The sequence below is a fragment of the Arthrobacter sp. Y3222053 genome (assembly GCF_059092805.1).
In genome coordinates, this window is record NZ_JBNHIA010000005.1 from 167,305 (window position 1) to 183,787 (window position 16,483).

At 72.0% G+C, this 16,483-nt stretch carries 15 protein-coding genes and 1 riboswitch; of the genes, 8 read left to right on the top strand and 7 right to left on the bottom strand.

The features are described from left to right. On the bottom strand, positions 1-774 hold the full coding sequence (locus AC5RUW_RS13660) for a 3-hydroxyacyl-CoA dehydrogenase (RefSeq protein ID WP_494161179.1): 774 nt from the start codon (positions 772-774) through the stop codon (positions 1-3). A 134-nt stretch (positions 775-908) separates the two neighbouring features. Here AC5RUW_RS13660 and AC5RUW_RS13665 point away from each other — a divergent pair, with 134 nt between their 5' ends. Next, on the top strand, positions 909-2,024 hold the full coding sequence (locus AC5RUW_RS13665; RefSeq protein WP_494161180.1) for a glycoside hydrolase family 76 protein: 1,116 nt from the start codon (positions 909-911) through the stop codon (positions 2,022-2,024). Here AC5RUW_RS13665 and AC5RUW_RS13670 read toward each other — a convergent pair. Next, positions 2,008-2,880: a class II glutamine amidotransferase gene (locus AC5RUW_RS13670; RefSeq protein WP_494161181.1), complete on the bottom strand. Its 873-nt coding sequence runs from the start codon at positions 2,878-2,880 to the stop codon at positions 2,008-2,010. The two genes, AC5RUW_RS13665 and AC5RUW_RS13670, sit on opposite strands and share 17 nt — an antisense overlap. 207 nt (positions 2,881-3,087) lie before the next feature. Between AC5RUW_RS13670 and AC5RUW_RS13675 the strand changes: the two genes are divergently transcribed. Together AC5RUW_RS13675 and AC5RUW_RS13680 are read left to right on the top strand one after the other, a co-directional pair. Further along, positions 3,088-3,627 carry an NUDIX hydrolase family protein gene (locus AC5RUW_RS13675; RefSeq protein ID WP_494161182.1) on the top strand — a complete coding sequence of 180 codons (540 nt, stop codon included), beginning with the start codon at positions 3,088-3,090 and terminating at the stop codon, positions 3,625-3,627. A 61-nt stretch (positions 3,628-3,688) separates the two neighbouring features. Next, positions 3,689-4,570 carry a DUF6707 family protein gene (locus AC5RUW_RS13680; RefSeq protein WP_494161183.1) on the top strand — a complete coding sequence of 294 codons (882 nt, stop codon included), beginning with the start codon at positions 3,689-3,691 and terminating at the stop codon, positions 4,568-4,570. Positions 4,571-4,605: 35 nt separating this feature from the next. Here AC5RUW_RS13680 and AC5RUW_RS13685 read toward each other — a convergent pair whose 3' ends face one another. Further along, positions 4,606-5,622: a LacI family DNA-binding transcriptional regulator gene (locus AC5RUW_RS13685; RefSeq protein WP_494161184.1), complete on the bottom strand. Its 1,017-nt coding sequence runs from the start codon at positions 5,620-5,622 to the stop codon at positions 4,606-4,608. Between the two features lie 222 nt (positions 5,623-5,844). After that, a riboswitch (TPP riboswitch) is annotated at positions 5,845-5,945 on the top strand. Here AC5RUW_RS13685 and thiO point away from each other — a divergent pair. From thiO to AC5RUW_RS13700, 3 genes are all read left to right on the top strand, one after another. Then, the gene (gene thiO, locus AC5RUW_RS13690) at positions 5,940-7,211 is read left to right on the top strand and encodes a glycine oxidase ThiO (protein WP_494161185.1); all 1,272 of its coding nucleotides are present in this window, start codon (positions 5,940-5,942) and stop codon (positions 7,209-7,211) included. It overlaps the preceding riboswitch by 6 nt. A gap of 12 nt (positions 7,212-7,223) precedes the next feature. Continuing rightward, the gene (gene thiS, locus AC5RUW_RS13695; RefSeq protein ID WP_494161186.1) at positions 7,224-7,463 is read left to right on the top strand and encodes a sulfur carrier protein ThiS; all 240 of its coding nucleotides are present in this window, start codon (positions 7,224-7,226) and stop codon (positions 7,461-7,463) included. Positions 7,464-7,465: 2 nt separating this feature from the next. After that, positions 7,466-8,305: a thiazole synthase gene (locus AC5RUW_RS13700; protein ID WP_494161187.1), complete on the top strand. Its 840-nt coding sequence runs from the start codon at positions 7,466-7,468 to the stop codon at positions 8,303-8,305. Here AC5RUW_RS13700 and AC5RUW_RS13705 read toward each other — a convergent pair. From AC5RUW_RS13705 to rhaI, 3 genes are all read right to left on the bottom strand, one after another. Next, positions 8,302-9,765: a rhamnulokinase gene (locus AC5RUW_RS13705; protein WP_494161188.1), complete on the bottom strand. Its 1,464-nt coding sequence runs from the start codon at positions 9,763-9,765 to the stop codon at positions 8,302-8,304. The genes AC5RUW_RS13700 and AC5RUW_RS13705 overlap by 4 nt on opposite strands. Before the next feature lie 32 nt (positions 9,766-9,797). Beyond that, on the bottom strand, positions 9,798-11,861 hold the full coding sequence (locus AC5RUW_RS13710; protein WP_494161189.1) for a bifunctional aldolase/short-chain dehydrogenase: 2,064 nt from the start codon (positions 11,859-11,861) through the stop codon (positions 9,798-9,800). A 108-nt stretch (positions 11,862-11,969) separates the two neighbouring features. Further along, entirely contained in the window at positions 11,970-13,136 is a 1,167-nt protein-coding gene (gene rhaI / locus AC5RUW_RS13715) for an L-rhamnose isomerase (RefSeq protein WP_494161190.1), read from the bottom strand. Between the two features lie 302 nt (positions 13,137-13,438). Here rhaI and AC5RUW_RS13720 point away from each other — a divergent pair, with 302 nt between their 5' ends. Together AC5RUW_RS13720 and AC5RUW_RS13725 are read left to right on the top strand one after the other, a co-directional pair. Then, the gene (locus AC5RUW_RS13720) at positions 13,439-13,807 is read left to right on the top strand and encodes an L-rhamnose mutarotase (protein ID WP_494161191.1); all 369 of its coding nucleotides are present in this window, start codon (positions 13,439-13,441) and stop codon (positions 13,805-13,807) included. A 70-nt stretch (positions 13,808-13,877) separates the two neighbouring features. Next, positions 13,878-15,182 (top strand): MFS transporter, encoded by a 1,305-nt coding sequence (locus AC5RUW_RS13725; protein ID WP_494161192.1) that lies wholly within the window; start codon positions 13,878-13,880, stop codon positions 15,180-15,182. Here the strand turns inward: AC5RUW_RS13725 and AC5RUW_RS13730 are convergent. Next, on the bottom strand, positions 15,179-16,300 hold the full coding sequence (locus AC5RUW_RS13730; RefSeq protein WP_494161193.1) for an FUSC family protein: 1,122 nt from the start codon (positions 16,298-16,300) through the stop codon (positions 15,179-15,181). The genes AC5RUW_RS13725 and AC5RUW_RS13730 overlap by 4 nt on opposite strands. Between the last annotated feature and the right edge of the window lie 183 nt (positions 16,301-16,483).

A 16,483-nucleotide genomic window follows, 5' to 3' on the forward strand; every position in this document is an offset into this window, starting at 1 on the left:
TCAGCGCGGGCCCATCCGGATGGCCCCGTCCAGGCGGATGGTTTCGCCGTTGAGCATCTGGTTTGCCACGATGTGCTCCACCAGCTGCGCGTACTCCCCGGGCCGCCCGAGCCGCGAGGGGTGCGGAACCTGGGCGGCAAGCGAGTCCTGGGCGGCCTGCGGCAGCCCGGCCATCATCGGCGTCTCGAAGATGCCGGGGGCGATGGTCACCACGCGGATCAGGTGCCGGGCCAGTTCGCGGGCGATCGGCAGCGTCATGGCCGCCACCCCGCCCTTGGACGCCGCATAGGCGGGCTGGCCGATCTGCCCGTCGAACGCCGCCACCGATGCGGTGTTGATGATGACGCCGCGCTCCGCGGTGCCCTGGGCTTCGACCGGTTCGGTCTCCGCCATGGCGGCCGCGGCCAGCCGGATGACGTTGAACGTGCCGATCAGGTTTACGTTGATGACCCGGGCGAAGTCCGCCAGGGGCAGCACTCCGTCCTTGCCGAGCACCTTGCCCGGGGTGGCGATGCCTGCGCAGTTCACGGCGATCCGCAGCGGCCCGGCCGCCATGGCTGCCTCCACCGCCGACTGCACCTGCTCCGGATCGGTCACGTCCCCGGGCACGAAGTGCGCGTTGTCGCCCAGCTCCGCGGCGTAGGCCAGCCCTCCGGAGGAGGGCAGGTCCACCAGGATGACGGTCGCGCCGGCGTCGTAGAGCCTGCGGGCCGTGGCCCGGCCCAGTCCTGACGCGCCGCCGGTGACGAGGGCCGATGTACCGGAAATGTCCACTGATTCCTCCTGCAGATGGGTGCCTGGACTCCGAGCCTACTGTGGTCTGCACCACAGATGCAGCAGCGCCGGCCGTGCCTGCTCTTCCATGACGTTCCGCGGCCTGTCCTGCGGCGGCTGGTTAGGCTGGGGCCATGGTGGATCCCGCAGCCGTACCCGATGCCGCTCCCGCCGCCCGGGCGGAGGCGGCGGCCGACGCCGTCGTGCGTACCTTCGGCGGCCGGGCGCTCGGCCTGCCGGGCACCCACCTGGCCCGGGTGCAGGCTCCCGCGCCGCCGGCGGCCGGGCTCCGGCGCCTGGTTCCGGCCGGGCCCTGGCACTACTGGTGGCAGGCCCACTATCTGGAGGCGCTGCTGGACCGGTCCGAGCGGCTGCAGGCCGCGGGGCGGGCCCGTGAAGCGGCCGCCGCGCTGCGGATGTCCCGGCGGCTGGCGCGCGGCATCGCCGTCCGCAACGGCCTGCGCTGGACCAACAGCTTTTATGACGACATGGCCTGGCTGGCCCTGGCCACCCACCGGATGGGCGCGCTCGGCGGGGGCGCCGGAACGCCTCGGCAGCTGACCGCCGCACTGGTGTCGGCGCATACGCCGGAGCTCGGCGGCGGGCTCTGGTGGAACCGGGACCGCAACTACAAGAACACCGCGGCCACCGGTCCCGCCGCCCTGCACTTCGCCCGCCTCGGCGAGCGCGGCCGGGCGCAGGAGCTGGTGGACTGGCTGCAGGGCACGCTGCAGGACCCGGAGTCCGGCCTGTTCCTGGACGGGATCCGGATGCGCGGCTCAAAGCCCACGCTGGACCGCGCGGTCTACAGCTACAACCAGGGGCCGGTGCTCGGGGCGCTGCTGGAGCTTGGCGGATCCGCGAACCTCGCCGCGGCCGCCGGGCTGGTGGAGGCGGTGGCCGTGCACCTGGCCGGGCCGGAGGGCGTGCTGCGCAGCCATGACGGCGGCGACGGGGGCCTCTTCACCGGCATCCTGGCCCGTTACCTGGCCGCCGCTGCCGTGGATCCGCGGTTGCCGGACGGCCCGCGGACCGCGGCCGCCGATTTGCTCCACGCTACCGCGGACGCCCTGTGGGCGGGGCGGGGCAGCCTCGACGGGCGGCCGGTGTTCGCCCGGCACGCCGGCCGGGACACCGACGCGGCGCAACCGCCGGGCACCGCCGTCGGGCTCTCCACGCAGCTGCAGGCCTGGCTGGTGTTTGAGGCCGCCGCCCGGGCGGCGGGCGGAGGATTCAGCCGGAGGCCTTGAGCGGCTGCTGCGACTGGGCGGCGTGTTCATCGAGATCCGCCAGGGTCAGCGGATGGCTTGGCTGCGGCGGCAGCGGAAAGCTGCGCTCCATGTCCAGGCCGCTGTGCACGCGGAGCACCTCGCCGGAGTCCATCAGCCGCCAGTTGGGGTTGTCGTCCATCTTTTCGGTGGCGATGACGACGGCGGGGCGCCGGTTGCGGGCCAGGTCCTCGCTTTCCACGCTGATCCGTACCGAGTGCTGGCCCTTGTGCGGCTCTTCGCCAGCCACCTGCAGCACGTACAGCGGATGGGTGTCCGGATAGCGCACAGCCCACAGTTCGCCGTCGGTGGCGATGATGAGGTTCACCGCGTAGAGGCGCAGGTTCTCCGCCACCCACGTCAGGGCCGCGGTGATCGCCGCCCCCAAGTCGCCTCCGTTGCCGCGCGCCTCCCCGGTGATGAGGGCAAAGACCCGCTCCGAATCCGTCTGGCCCCGCACCAGGTCCATGACCCCAAGCTGCCGCAGCCGGTCCTCCAGCAGCCCCAGGTCCTCCACCACCCCGTTGTGGGCCAGCAGCCGGTCCTCCTGCAGGAACGGATGCGTGTTGACCAGGGTGTCTCCTCCGGTGCTGGCGTACCGGATGTGCGCCACGAACGGGGTGCCCTCCAGTTCGCGGGCTTCCGCCGCATACTGCACATCCTCGTACGCGGCGATCGGCGCCTTGTCCACCTTGGGCCGCCCCTGGGGATCGAAGAGCCCGATGCCGAACCCGTCCGCTTCCCGGCGGCTCTGCTGCGCCAGGCTGTCCGGGGCGGTCAGCAGCCAGAACGTGGCCTTCGCCGGCGTGCCGGTGTGCATTCCAAACAGACGGCACATGGTTCCTCCTCGGGGCCCGCCGGGGACGCAGGTGGCGCCGGCACCGGGGCCTGCCACCAGCGTCCCCGCTCGGCTGCGGAGGGGCAAGGGACAGCACCGGTTCCTCCGCCGCCCCGTCCTGATCCCGTGTCCGTGCCGGGTTCAGCCACGGGCAGAAGCGCCGCGTGCCGAATGACGCCCGGCCGGGCTTTGCGGTAGAACACTGCTATGAGCGTTCGTACCCCAGACCCTTATCCCGGCTGGCTCTCGGAGGAGGATCTCCACGAAGCCCGGCAGCGGCTGCCCATGGTCTATGTGGAGGCTGTGCCGGTGCGCTGCGACCCGCTGGGCTATGTGACCGAGGTGGGCCTGCTGCTGCAGGGGACCAACGACGGACAGATCGTGCGCTCCTTCGTCTCGGGCCGGGTCATGTACCGCGAGACCATCCGCGCGGCCCTGCTGCGCCACCTGGAAAAGGACCTCGGGCCCATGGCGCTGCCCCAGCTGCCGCCCTGCCTGACCCCGTTCACCGTGGCCGAGTATTTCCCCGCGCCCTCGCAGACCGGGCTGACCGATGAACGCCAGCACGCCGTCGCGCTCTGTTACGTGATTCCGGTGACCGGTGAGTGCAATCCCCGGCAGGATGCCCTGGAGCTGTCCTGGCTGACGCCCGAGGAGGCGCTGCGCCCCGAGGTGTACAACGAATTCTCCGGCGGCCGCGGCGACCTGCTCCGGCAGGCCCTGGCCTCCGCCGGCTGGGGGCGCTGAGCGGCGCCGTTACCGCATCTTTATATACTGGGGGAACCGTCCGAGGGAGAAGGAACCAGCAATGCCAGAGAACCAGCCGGAGACGTATGCCTTCCGGGTGAACGCGGAGCACCTCCGCCCGGGCCAGGGCCTGGTTCTCGCCGACGGCAGCGCCGCCCCGGTCGAGTCGCTGAGCATTGAAACCGATGACTTCGGCGTTCCCGCCCTCGCGGTGGCCCTGCTCGAGGACAACCGCACCGTCCGGATGGCGTACGGTTCCACCGTGCGGGTCCAGGCGCCGGCTCCGGAGGGGCCGCCGTCGGCCGCCGTCCGTTCGGTGCCCACCGAGGAGGAGAGCTTCACCGCCGTCCTCGACGCCGCCGCTCAGGCCCACCCCGACGAACCCGCCGTCCGCGAGATCACGGCCCGGCTGGGCCGCGGGTTCAACGTGAAGTCCGGCAGCCAGCTGCAGGACGTCCGGGACCTGGCGCACCTGCTGTACGTGGACCTCGCCGACGCCCGGCACGCGCTGCAGGTCAGCACCCTGCTCACCGGGCTGCCCTTCGACGGCAACTTCGGGCGCTGGCACTGGATCCAGGGCACCCTGGCCCTCGCCTCCCACATCACCCGCGAGCAGGGCGACCCCGAGGCCTCGGCGGCCTTCGCCCGGGCGGTTCGCGCCGCGGACGACTCCGAAACCGATCCGCTGAAGGCCAAGCTCGCCGCCGAGCTGCTGCAGCGCCAGCTCAACCAGCCGAACCTGTACGACCGCGAGATCCACCGCGCCGCCGAGGCCGGAGACCAGGCCGCCGAACGGGAATGGCGGGTGCTGCGCCTGGACACCCTGCTCTATCTGCGCGCCCACGGCGGCTCGCAGACCCTCAGCGCCGGCGAGCTGGAACGGCGCATCGACGCCGAGCTCGCCGCGGTGCGGGCCCTCGGCCGCGACGGGCAGCCCGCCTAGCCCTGCCCGTCCCGGTTCCCTGCGGTTCCCTGCCGCTAGCGCGGCGCCCGGGTCGAATCACGCACCACCAGTTCCGGCTGGAAGCTGACGTGCCGGTGGTGGTGGTCCTCGGCCAGCTCGTCTTCCAGCAGTTCGACGGCGGTGCGCCCGATCAACCGCGCCGGCTGGCGGATGGAGGACAGCGGAACGATGGCTGAGGGTGCGAAGTCGATGTCGTCATAGCCGATCAGGGCGATGTCCTGCGGCACCCGGATGCGGTGGCCGAACACGAAGGCCTGGAGCAGTCCGATGGCGAGCAGGTCGTTGGCCGCGAAGACCGCATCGGGGCGTTCGGCCGCCGGCCTGCCCAGCAGTGCCTCGCCGACGCGGCGGCCCTCCAGCACGGTCAGGGACTTGGTATCCGCTACGTCCAGCGACGCCCCGGGAACGGCGTCGACGGCGGCCCGGGCTCCGGCTTCACGGTCCGCCACCTGGTGCAGGCACGTCGGCCCGCCCACAAATGTGATCCGCCGCGCTCCGCCCTCGAGCAGGTGGGTGACCGCCATCCGGCCGCCCTCGACGTCGTCGACGGCCAGGGAACAGTACTGGGAGGCCGGCGCCTGCTCATCGACCAGCACCACCGGCGTGCCGCGGGAGCGCAGCCGCTCGATCCGCCGCCGTTCCGGGGACTGCGGGGTGATGAGCACCCCGCGCACCCGCTGTTCCTCGAACAGGTCCAGGTAAACCTGCTCACGGCTGCGGGACAGCCCGGAGTTGCCCACGATGACGGCCTGCCCGTGGGCGTCCGCGGCCGCCTCGGCTCCGCGGGCGATCTCGTTGTAGAACGGGTTCCCGGTGTCCTGCACGACCAGCCCGATGGTGCGCGAGCGGCCCGCCTTCAGCTGCCGGGCGACGTCATTGCGCACATAGCCCAGTTCCTCGATGGCCTTCTGGACCCGGCGGCGGCGGTCTTCGGAGACCATCTCGGGCCGGTTGATCACGTTGGAGACCGTGCCGATCGAGACCTGGGCTTCCCTGGCGACGTCCTTGATGCTCACCGGGAATCTCTCCATGCAGTGCCTTCACTTTCACATCGGTCGTGGTGCGTCACGCGGGCTGGCATCGGCCCGGACCGCCGCGGCCGTCCAGGGTGCAGGGGTCCATTCTAATGAGCCTCATCCCACGTGGGGGCGGAATTGCCCTCCGATGACGGCGAGCGGCCGGGCGGCCCGCCGGCGCCGGGCGGTGAACCCGGTCATCGGCGCATGTATGCTGGGCCACACGCTGAGAAGGATCAGCGGTTCTGCGGGAGCCCTCCGGGGCTGAGAGGGCTTAAGCGCCGACCGCCGCACCTGATGCGGGTTATGCCGCCGTAGGAAAGGACCCTCCGATGCACGCTGCCCTCCCCGCTCCCGGCGGCCCCACCGCGCCTGACGGCCCCGTGTCGGTGGACGTCGCGGTGGCCGGCGCGGGCGTGATCGGCCTCGCCGTCGCGTGGCGGCTACGGTTGGCCGGATTCCGGGTGGCGCTGGTGGATCCCGCCCCCGCCATGGGCGCTTCCCGGGCCGCCGCCGGCATGCTGGCCCCGGCCAGCGAGGTCCAGTATCAGCAGGAGGCCCTGTTTCCGCTGATGCGCGCCGCCGCCGGGGAGTACCCGGCGTTCGCTGCGTCCGTGGAACGGGCGTCGGGGCTGCCGTCCGGCTACCGGGCCACCGAGACCCTCGTCTGCGCAGCCGATGCCGCCGACCGGCACGCCCTGGAGGACCTGCGCCGTCTGCAGGAGGGGCACGGAATGGCGGTGGAACCGCTGCCGCTGCGGGCCGCCCGCAGGGTGGAGCCGGCGCTCAGCCCGCGGCTGGCCGGCGTCTTCCGGATTCCGGGCGACCACCAGGTGGATCCCCGGATGCTGGCCGCCGCGCTCCTGGGCGCCCTCGGCTGCAGCGACGCGGGCCCCTGGGTGGCGCCGGGTGCCGACGACGGCGGGCCGGCGATTGTTCTCCGGGACCGTGCCGAGGCGCTGCACCGCACCGCCGACGGCGCCGTGGCCGGGCTGGTCCTTGCGGGCGGCACCACCGTGCGCGCCGGCTGGACCGTGCTGGCCACCGGAGCAGGGCCGGAACCGGCCAACCTTCCGCCCGGGCTCACCCTGCCTCCGGTGCGGCCGGTGTTCGGGGACATCCTGCGGGCCCGGGTGCGGCCAGGGGCTCCTCCCCTGCTCGAACGGACCGTGCGCGGGTTGGTCCGCGGCCTTCCCGTCTACCTTGTGCCGCGGGCCGACGGCTCCCTGGTCATCGGCGCCACCGCCCGCGAGGACAACCGCCCGGGAGTGGACGTCGGCGGAGTCTTCGCCCTGCTGCGGGATGCCCGGGCACTGGTGCCCGCGGTGGACGATCTGGAGCTGGTGGAGACAATGGCCCGGGCCCGGCCCGGCACCCCCGACGATCTGCCCTACCTGGGCGTTCCCTGCACCGGCGACGGCCGCCCGGTTGCCGGTCTGGTGCTGGCCACCGGCTTCTTCCGGCACGGCGTGCTGCTGGCGCCGCTTGCCGCCCGGCTCACGGCCGGCCTGATCGCCGGCACGTCCGGGGCCGAACCCGCGGACGCCGCGTATCTGGCCGCGGCAGCTCCGGACCGTTTCCGCTCCGTCCCGACGCACCTCTGAAAGGAACTCTCCATGCCGGCCATTACCTTCAACGGCGCCGCCCGCGCCGTGCCCGAGGACACCACGGTGTCCCAGCTCGTCGCCTCCGCGCTCGGACGCGCCCTCGACCCGGCAGGCCAGCCGGCCGACGGCGGCCGCCTGGGCGTCGCGGTGGCGGTGGACGCCGTCGTCCTGCCGCGCAGCCTCTGGCACACCACCCCGGTGGCGGACGGGCAGAGCATCGAACTCGTCACCGCCGTGCAGGGAGGCTGATCATGGACCCCTTCGCCGATCCGCTGGTCATTGACGGTGTGGCCCTGGGCTCCCGGCTCATCATGGGCACCGGTGGGCTCAGCTCGCTGCACACGCTGGAACAGGCGCTGCTGGCCTCGGGCACCGCACTGACCACCGTGGCCCTGCGTCGGTACGCCCCCGCGTCGGGCAGCTCGCTGTTCGAGGTGCTGGAGCGCAACGGCATCCGCATCCTGCCCAACACCGCCGGCTGCTACACCGCCCGGGACGCGCTGCTGACGGCCGAGCTGGGGCGCGAGGCGCTGGAGACGGACTGGGTCAAACTGGAGGTCATCGCCGATGACCGGACGCTGCTGCCGGACGTGGTGGAGCTGCTCGACGCCGTCGAGCAGCTGGCCGCCCGCGGCTTCAGGGTCTTCGCCTACACCTCGGATGATCCCGCCGTCGCCCGGCGGCTGGAGGACGTGGGCGCCGCCGCGGTGATGCCGCTGGGGGCGCCCATCGGCACCGGGCTGGGGATCCTGAACCCGCACAACATAGAGCTGATCTGCGCCCGGGCGCAGGTGCCGGTGATCCTGGACGCGGGCATCGGCACGGCGTCGGAGGCCGCGCGGGCCATGGAGCTGGGCTGCGACGCCGTGCTGCTGGCCTCCGCGGTGACCCGGGCCCAGGATCCGGTTGCCATGGCCGCGGCGATGGCGCACGCCGTCGCCGCCGGCCGGCTGGCCGCCGGCGCGGGCCGGATACCGGCCCGCCGGCATGCCCTCGCCTCCTCACCGATGGCGGGACGGGTGGACACCGGCGGGCCCGCGGAGATCCCGCGCGGGGACTGGGCTCCGGCCGGAGCCGGAGACGGCGCCTAGCGCGCCGCGGTGACCCGCGGTTCGTAGCGGATCGGTTCGAACGTGCGCGCGACCAGCAGGCGCAGCTCCTCCAGCCCGCCGCTGACCAGGCCGGCGGCGCGGGCCTGGACCAGCACGTTGCCGATCGCGGTGGCTTCGACCGGGCCGGCGTACACGGTGCGGCCGGTCCGATCGGCGGTGAGCTGGCAGAGCAGGCTGTTCTGCGAGCCGCCGCCGACCACGTGGACCGTGCGGATGGTCCGCCCGGTGAGCCGCTCGATCTGTTCCAGGACGTCCGCATAGGCGGCGGCCAGGGACTCCAGGATCGAGCGCACCACCTCGGCCCGGGTCTGCGGCGGCCGGATCCCGCGCTCGGTGCACCATTCGGCGATGCGCGCCGGCATGTCCCCGGGCGGGGTGAACCGGTCGTCCATCACGTCGAAGACCGGCATCGGCTCCGTGACGGCGGCCGCCTGGCTGATCAGTTCGGCCAGGTTGCTGGTGCGCTGGGCTTCGGTGGCGCCGGGGCCGTCCCAGGTCCGGATGGATTCGGAGAGCAGCCAGAGCCCGGAGACGTTCTTCAGGTACCGGATCCGCCCGTCCACGCCGCCTTCGTTGGTGAAGTTGGCGGCGTGGCTTTCGGGTGTGAGGACCGGCGCGGGCAGCTCCACGCCCACCAGGGACCAGGTGCCGGAGGAGATGAACGCGGCGTCCTCGTCGGCGAAGGGCACGGCGACGACCGCGGAGGCGGTGTCGTGGGAGCCGACGGCGGTCACCGGCAGCCCGGCGGGCGCGCCCAGTTCGGCGGCCACCGCCGGCAGCAGGCCGCCGATTTCGGTGCCCGGAGCGACCAGCGGGGCGAACAGGTCCGCGGGCAGCCCCATCCGGCCCATGAGGTCGGCGTCCCACTGCCGGGTGCGCGCATCCAGCAGCCCGGTGGTGGCGGCGTTGGTCTCCTCGGTGACCTGGGCGCCGGTGAGCCAGTAGGCCACCAGGTCCGGGATCAGCAGGGCCCGGTCCGCGGCGGCCAGGTCGCCGCGCTGCCGGTCCACGGCCAGCTGGAACACCGTGTTGAACGGCAGGTGCTGCAGGCCGCTGCGGGCGTACAGATCCTCCGGCGCCACCGCGGCGTGCACGGCCTGCACGCCCGCGGCGGTGCGCTCGTCCCGGTAGTGGTACGGCAGGCCGAGCAGCTTCCCGCCGCGCAGCAGCCCGTAGTCCACGGCCCAGGAGTCGACGCCGATGGACCGGACGTCCGGTTCCTCCCGCAGCGCCTGCGCGAGCCCTGCGGTCAGGGACCGGTAGAGCTCGGTGATGTTCCAGTGCAGGCCGGGCCCGTTGCCCTCGTGCAGCCGCACCGGCTGGTTGGGGAAGCGCGCCACGTGCCGCATCCGGATCCGCCCGTCGGCCACGCTGCCCAGGATGACGCGGCCGCTGGTCGCTCCCAGGTCGACGGCCGCCACCGCTGCCGATGTGCTCATGCTCTGTCCTTATCTCTTGCCCGTCGCGCCGCTCAGCGCAGGAACGCGGCGGCGACGCCGGCGTCGACCGGGATGTGCAGGCCGGTGGTGTGGGAGAGGTCGGAGCCGGTCAGCACGGCGGCCGCGTTGGCGACGTTCTCCGGCAGCACCTCGCGCTTGAGCAGGGTGCGCTGGGCGTAGAACTTGCCCAGCTCCTCCTCGGGGACGCCGTACACGGCGGCGCGCTTGGCACCCCAGCCGCCGGCGAAGATGCCGGAGCCGCGGACCACGCCGTCGGGGTTGATGCCGTTGACCTTGATGCCGTGCTCGCCCAGTTCGGCGGCCAGCAGGCGCACCTGGTGGGCCTGGTCGGCCTTGACCGCGGAGTAGGCGATGTTGTTCGGGCCGGCGAAGACGGAGTTCTTGGAGGAGATGTAGAGGATGTCTCCGCCCATCTCCTGGGCAATCATGGCCTTGGCCGCGGCCTGGGAGACCAGGAAGGAGCCCTTGGCCATCACGTCGTGCTGCAGGTCCCAGTCCTTTTCGCTGGTTTCCAGCAGCGGCTTGGAGATGGACAGGCCGGCGTTGTTGACCACCAGGTCGATGCCGCCGAAGGCCAGCACGGTGGCGTCCACCGCGGCGGCGACCTGCGCGGCGTCGGTCACGTCTGCGCGGACGCCGATGGCGACGTCGGATCCGCCCAGCTCGGCGGCCACCTGCTCGGCGGCCTCCAGGTTCAGGTCCGCGATGACCACGCAGGCGCCCTCGGCGGCCAGGCGGGTGGCGATGGCCTTGCCGATGCCCGACGCCGCGCCGGTCACCAGGGCGATGCGGGTGGCGTGGCTGCGCGGCTTGGGCATCCGCGCCAGCTTCGCCTCCTCCAGCGCCCAGTATTCGATGCGGAACTTCTCGGACTCGTCGATCGGCGCGTAGCTGGAGATGCCCTCGGCGCCGCGCATGACGTTGATGGCGTTGAGGTAGAACTCGCCGGCCACCCGGGCGGTCTGCTTGTCCTTGCCCCAGGAGAACATGCCGACGCCGGGCACCAGCACGATGGCCGGGTCCGCGCCGCGCATGGCGGGCGAATCGGCGTCGGCGTGGCGCTCGTAGTAGGCCTGGTAGTCGGCGCGGTAGGCCTCGTGCAGTTCCTTCAGCCGGGCGACGCTGTCCTCCACCGGGGCGTCGGCGGGCAGGTCCAGGACCAGCGGCTTGACCTTGGTGCGCAGGAAGTGGTCCGGGCAGGAGGTGCCCAGGGCGGCCAGCCGCGGGTGCTCCGCGGCGGCGAGGAAGTCCAGGATCCGCGGGTCGTCCATGAAGTGGCCCACCTGCGGGCGGTCATGCGAGGCCAGGCCGCGGATCACCGGGGCCAGCGCGGCGGCCTTGGCGCGGCGTTCGGCCTCCGGCAGCGCCTCGTAGCCGGGCAGCGCCGGGCCGAACGGCTCGGCCTTGGAGTGCTCGGCGATGTAGGCCTCGGCGGTGTCGATGATCCACCGGGAGTTGGCCTCGGCCTCGTCGCTGGTGGCGCCCCAGGCGGTGATGCCGTGGCCGCCGAGGATGGTGCCGACCGCGGCCGGGTTGGCTTCCTTGATCGCGGCGATGTCCAGGCCCAGCTGGAAGCCGGGGCGGCGCCAGGGCACCCAGACCACCTTGTCGCCGAAGATCTTCGCCGTCAGCTCCTCGCCGTCGGCGGCGGTGGCGATGGCAATGCCGGAGTCCGGGTGCAGGTGGTCCACGTGCGCGGCGTCCACCAGCCCGTGCATGGCGGTGTCGATCGACGGCGCGGCGCCGCCCTTGCCGTGCAGGCAGTAGTCGAACGCGGCGACCATTTCGTCTTCGTGCTCGACGCCGCGGTAGACGTTCTTCAGCGCCCGCACGCGGTCCAGGCGCAGCACGGCCAGGCCCTTCTCCTTGAGGGTGCCCAGGTCACCGCCGGAGCCCTTGACCCACAGCAGTTCAACGTCCTCGCCGGTCACCGGGTCGGCCGCGGTGCCCTTGGCGGAGGTGTTGCCGCCGGCGTAGTTGGTGTTCTTCGGGTCCGAACCGAGCCGGTTGGAACGGGCGATCAGGTCGGCGACGACGGTCTGCCCGGCGGTCGGGGTGCTGGCGGGGGCGTTCATGCGAAGGGTCTCCTCGTGGAGTGGACGAAATCGAATGGAGGGCGGAAGCGGGAGGGCGGGCGCCGCCGCCCGGGGCTCAGGTGCCCCGGGCGGCGGCGCCGGACGGGCTTAGGAGCCCCAGGAGGCCTGGGTGCCGCCGACACGTTCCTCGGCGATGCGCTGCTGGTAGCCGGACGCGGCGTAGGCGGCCATGGGATCGGCAGGCAGGCCCCGGGACTCACGCCAGGCGGCCAGCTGCGGGCGGACGTCGGTGTAGAAGGCGTCCATCAGCACCTGGTGCGCGCCGAGCACATCGCCGGCGGCCTGCGCGGCGGCGAGGGCCTCGCCGTCGATCAGCAGGGCACGGGCCGTCATTTCCTGGACGTTGAGCACCGAGCGGATCTGGCCGGGGATCTTGTCCTCGATGTTGTGGCACTGGTCCAGCATGAACGCGACGCCGGCCTCCGGGTCCAGCCCGCCGCCGCGGACCACCTCGACCATGATGCGGAAGAGCTGGAACGGATCGGCGGCGCCGACGATCAGGTCGTCGTCGGCGTAGTTGCGGGAGTTGAAGTCGAAGGAGCCGAGCTTGCCCAGGCGCAGCAGCTGCATGACGATGAACTCGATGTTGGTGCCGGGTGCGTGGTGACCGGTGTCCAGGCAGACCTTGGCCTTGTCGCCGAGGGCGGCGACCTGGGTGTAGGCAGTGCCCCAGTCCGGCACATCGGTGTGGTAGAACGCCGGTTCGAAGAACTTGTACTCCAGCACCAGGCGCTGCTCGGCGCCCAGCTGGGCGTAGATCTCGGCCAGCGACTCGGCAAGCCGGTCCTGGCGTCCGCGCATGTCCTGCTGCCCGGCATAGTTGGTGCCATCGGCCAGCCAGATCTTCAGGTCCCGGGAGCCGGTGACGTCCATGATGCCCAGGCACTCGAGGTGGTGGTCGATCGCCTTGCGCCGCACGCCGGGGTCGGCGGAGGTCAGCGAGCCGAACTTGTACTCCTCGTCCTGGAACGTGTTGGAGTTTATGGTGCCCAGCTCCACGCCCTGGTCGGCGGCGTAGCGGGCCAGCGCGGCGTAGTCGTCCACCTTGTCCCACGGAATGTGCAGCGCCACCTTCGGGGCCAGCCCGGTGAACCGGTGGACCTGGGCGGCGTCGGCGATCTTCTCCTCCACGGTGCGCGGCGTGCCCGGGGTGGAGAACACCTTGAAGCGGGTTCCGGAGTTGCCGAAGGCCCAGGACGGAAGTTCGATGGCCTGCGCGGCCAGCTGGGGGGCGATGTCGTCGAATTCAGGCATGTGCATCACTTCTCTGTGGATAGCCGGCGGGCGGCGCCGCAGATACGCAAGGACACCGCATTGAATCGTTTCACCAAACTAAGCCCGAACCGTGAGCCAGGTCAAACGTCACCCCAGCAGCAACAACAACACCACCGGAAACTTTGTCTTGAAACGTCTCAAGTTTTGGATACTATGAGTCCGGCAGCACATGAGAGCCCCCTCACAGGGTTCACCCCGCCGGGATTCCCGTCCGGCCGGTCCGGCTGCCGCCACAGGTGCGAAGGTCCTCCCGGACCCGCCACATTACGAAGGAGTGATGAATGGGCCGTTCCCCATCCACGGCTGACCTGCAGGAGCTGGTCCGGCTTCCCGCGGAGACCACGCGCACCCGCCGGTGCTTCCTGCTCCACGTCCGCCCGGAGCGGCTCGCCGAGTACGTCGAGGTCCACCAGCGGGTCTGGCCGGAGATGCTCGAGGCCCTGCGCGGGACCGGCTGGCGGAACTACTCGCTGTTCCTGCGCGCCGAGGACGGCCTGGTCGTGGGCTACTACGAGGCCGACGACGCCGACGCCACCCAGGAGCGGATGGACGCGCACCCGGTCAACACCCGCTGGCAGGCCGAAATGGCGCAGTACTTCGTCGAAGGCACTTCGGCGCAGACGCTGACGCAGTACTTCCACCTCGCCTGACTCTGTCTTCTTCGGGGCACACCCGTGCCCGCTTCACAGCACCTTCTTCACCGTTGCAGAAAGGCTCGCCATGAGCAGCACCACGAAGCTCGGCGGATGGAAAGCCACCATCGCCGTGTCCATGTCCAACTACATCGAGGCCGGCTCGATCATCGCCCTGGCCACCAGCCTGACCCTCTGGCAGGAGTACTTCGGGTTCAGCAACCTGCTGGTCGGCCTGGTCGCCGCCCTGAGCGCCAACGCCTTCGGCGCGGCGATCGGCGCCCTCATCGGCGGGCCGCTGGGCGACCGGTACGGGCGCAAGTTCATCTACACGTATGACCTGATCCTCTACATGCTCGGCACCCTGCTGGTCATCTTCGCGGTGGCCCCGTGGATGCTCATCGTGGGCGTGATCCTCACCGGCATCGCCGTCGGCGCCGGCGTGCCCGTGGCCTGGACCTACATTGCCGAAGAGGCGCCCGCCGAGCACCGGGCCAAGCACGTGGGCACCGCCCAGCTGGCCTGGTCCCTCGGCCCGGCCCTGGTGTTCCTGTTCGCCACGCTCGTGGTTCCGCTGGGCCTGACCGGCAGCCGCATCATCTTCGCCCACCTGTTCGTCGTCGCCTTCATCACCTGGTGGATCCGCCGCGGCCTCTCCGAGTCGGCCACCTGGAAGAAGTCCGACGAGGAGCGGCGCACCGCCGAGGCCGGCGGCGTCAAGCGCCGCAACTACCGCGAGCTGCTGACCAGCGCCACCAACGTGAAGGCGCTGCTGTTCCTGACCGGCGTGTACGCCCTCTGGAACCTCGTCGCCGGGCAGATGGGCATCTTCATGCCGCGGGTGTACGAGACCGCCGGCGTCGAATCCGCCACGCAGCAGAACCTGCTGCAGGTGCTGCTCTGGACCCTCACCGTGGCCGCCACCTACTTCGGCTTTATGAAGTACGGCGACCGGGTGGACCGCCGCCTGCTCTACGGCATCGGCGCCGTGCTGGGCATCATCGCCTGGCTGCTGCTGATCTTCGCGCACGTGACCATGCCGGTGCTGATCCTCTTCGCCGCGCTGTGGGGCATCTCCGCCGGCATCGGCGCCCAGGCCTTCTACGCACTGTGGGCCGCCGAAATGTTCCCGACCCGTCTGCGCGCCAGCGCCCAGGGCGTGCTGTTCTTCGTCGCCCGCATCGTGGTCGGCCTGCTCAGCTACTGGTTCCCCACGCTGCTCGCCGAGCAGGGCGTGCCGTTCGTGGGCATGATCATGATCGGCGCGCTCGTCGCCGCCATGCTCATCGGCGTCCTCTGGGCCCCGAACACCCGCGGCAGGACGCTGGAGGACATCGAGGCCGAGCGTTACGGCCGGGCCCCGGAAGCGGCACGGCAGGACGCGGCGCTCTAACCCGCGTTCCCGGAACCTCCCGGGAGCGGCACTGCACGTGCCGTTCCCGGGAGGTTCCCGTGATTAAGGACAGGTTCCTCCGGCAGGGTCCCGGTCGCCGCCCGGCCTCGCAGCACCGTGGCGCGCCAGTGCAGCAGGAGCACCACGGCCATGCCGACGGCGGCGCCGATCACCGTCTCCACGGCACGGTCCTGCAGCAGCACCGCCGGGGCCGAGGGGCGTGCCAGCTCGGTGCTGACCAGCGCCAGCGGGGTCACGAACACCTGCGCCAGGGCGTACTGGCGGAGCACGAACATCTCCGCGGCGAACTGCAGCAGGGCGATCACCACGGCCATCTGCCAGGGCTCCAGCCCGGGCCACAGGATCAGCGCGGTGACCAGCAGGCCCGCGAACGTGCCCAGGACCCGCTGCACCCCGCGGAACATCCGGCTGCGCACGGTCTGGCCCACCAGCGGCACGGTCGCGGCGACCATCGCCCAGTAGTTGTGGCCGATGCCGAGCGCGGTGGCGATGCACCCGGCGACGGCGGCCGCGAGCAGGTGCAGGCCGGCGTCGGCGGCAAGGGCCCGGCGCTGGGCCGGTGAGAAGTGGGCCCGGGCGGGCCGCTGCCAGCCGGTGCGGTGCCGGCGGCTGAGCAGTCCGAGCTGGCCCAGGACCAGGGCGAAGACCACCGTGCAGACCGCGGTGAGCAGCGCCTGCCAGGCCGGCGGATGCGACGGCATGGAGGCGATCGCGCCGTAGGCGAAGATGTGGAACAGGGAACCGGCCGGGCGCAGCCGCCACAGGCCCGCGGCCAGGCTCGCCAGCCCCGCCACCAGCGAGGTTCCGGCCACGATGTCCCATGCGTCGGGATGCAGCCGGGCGGAGGCCACCGCGGCGGTGACCACCAGGAGCATCAACGCCCCGGCGCGCAGCTGGTGGCCCAGACGTGCCCGGTGCGCCTCGTTGCGTCCGTAGATGCCGGTGAAGGCGCCGAAGGTCGCGAAGATCGCCAGGTCCACCCGGCCCAGCACCAGCAGCAGCAGCAGCGGCACGCCCACGCCCACCCCGCAGCGCAGCGCCACGTGGTGGTCATTGTGCGCCGGAGCCAGGGCGAACAGATCTCGCAGATGCTTCAACGGGACGGCGGTACCTTTCTCGGATCCGGGGCAGCATCCACCCGGGAAAGGCGGGTGGTGGGGTGGCGGCGACGGCGCCGCCTGTCCACGCTACTCCGGCGGTTTGGCGGGCCCGAACTTTTGTGGTGCACCTCCCAGCCGCCGTGCCGGCACCGGCCGACGGCGCCGGGCACCGACGTCGGC

Excerpts from the sequence above, each read along its gene's own strand:
- AC5RUW_RS13665 (WP_494161180.1), top strand. The coding sequence starts at position 909 with ATGGTGGATCCCGCAGCCGTACCCGATGCCGCTCCCGCCGCCCGGGCG.
- AC5RUW_RS13670 (WP_494161181.1), bottom strand. The coding sequence starts at position 2,880 with ATGTGCCGTCTGTTTGGAATGCACACCGGCACGCCGGCGAAGGCCACG.
- AC5RUW_RS13675 (WP_494161182.1), top strand. The coding sequence starts at position 3,088 with ATGAGCGTTCGTACCCCAGACCCTTATCCCGGCTGGCTCTCGGAGGAG.
- AC5RUW_RS13680 (WP_494161183.1), top strand. The coding sequence starts at position 3,689 with ATGCCAGAGAACCAGCCGGAGACGTATGCCTTCCGGGTGAACGCGGAG.
- AC5RUW_RS13685 (WP_494161184.1), bottom strand. The coding sequence starts at position 5,622 with ATGGAGAGATTCCCGGTGAGCATCAAGGACGTCGCCAGGGAAGCCCAG.
- thiO (WP_494161185.1), top strand. The coding sequence starts at position 5,940 with ATGCACGCTGCCCTCCCCGCTCCCGGCGGCCCCACCGCGCCTGACGGC.
- thiS (WP_494161186.1), top strand. The coding sequence starts at position 7,224 with ATGCCGGCCATTACCTTCAACGGCGCCGCCCGCGCCGTGCCCGAGGAC.
- AC5RUW_RS13700 (WP_494161187.1), top strand. The coding sequence starts at position 7,466 with ATGGACCCCTTCGCCGATCCGCTGGTCATTGACGGTGTGGCCCTGGGC.
- AC5RUW_RS13705 (WP_494161188.1), bottom strand. The coding sequence starts at position 9,765 with ATGAGCACATCGGCAGCGGTGGCGGCCGTCGACCTGGGAGCGACCAGC.
- AC5RUW_RS13710 (WP_494161189.1), bottom strand. The coding sequence starts at position 11,861 with ATGAACGCCCCCGCCAGCACCCCGACCGCCGGGCAGACCGTCGTCGCC.
- rhaI (WP_494161190.1), bottom strand. The coding sequence starts at position 13,136 with ATGCCTGAATTCGACGACATCGCCCCCCAGCTGGCCGCGCAGGCCATC.
- AC5RUW_RS13720 (WP_494161191.1), top strand. The coding sequence starts at position 13,439 with ATGGGCCGTTCCCCATCCACGGCTGACCTGCAGGAGCTGGTCCGGCTT.
- AC5RUW_RS13725 (WP_494161192.1), top strand. The coding sequence starts at position 13,878 with ATGAGCAGCACCACGAAGCTCGGCGGATGGAAAGCCACCATCGCCGTG.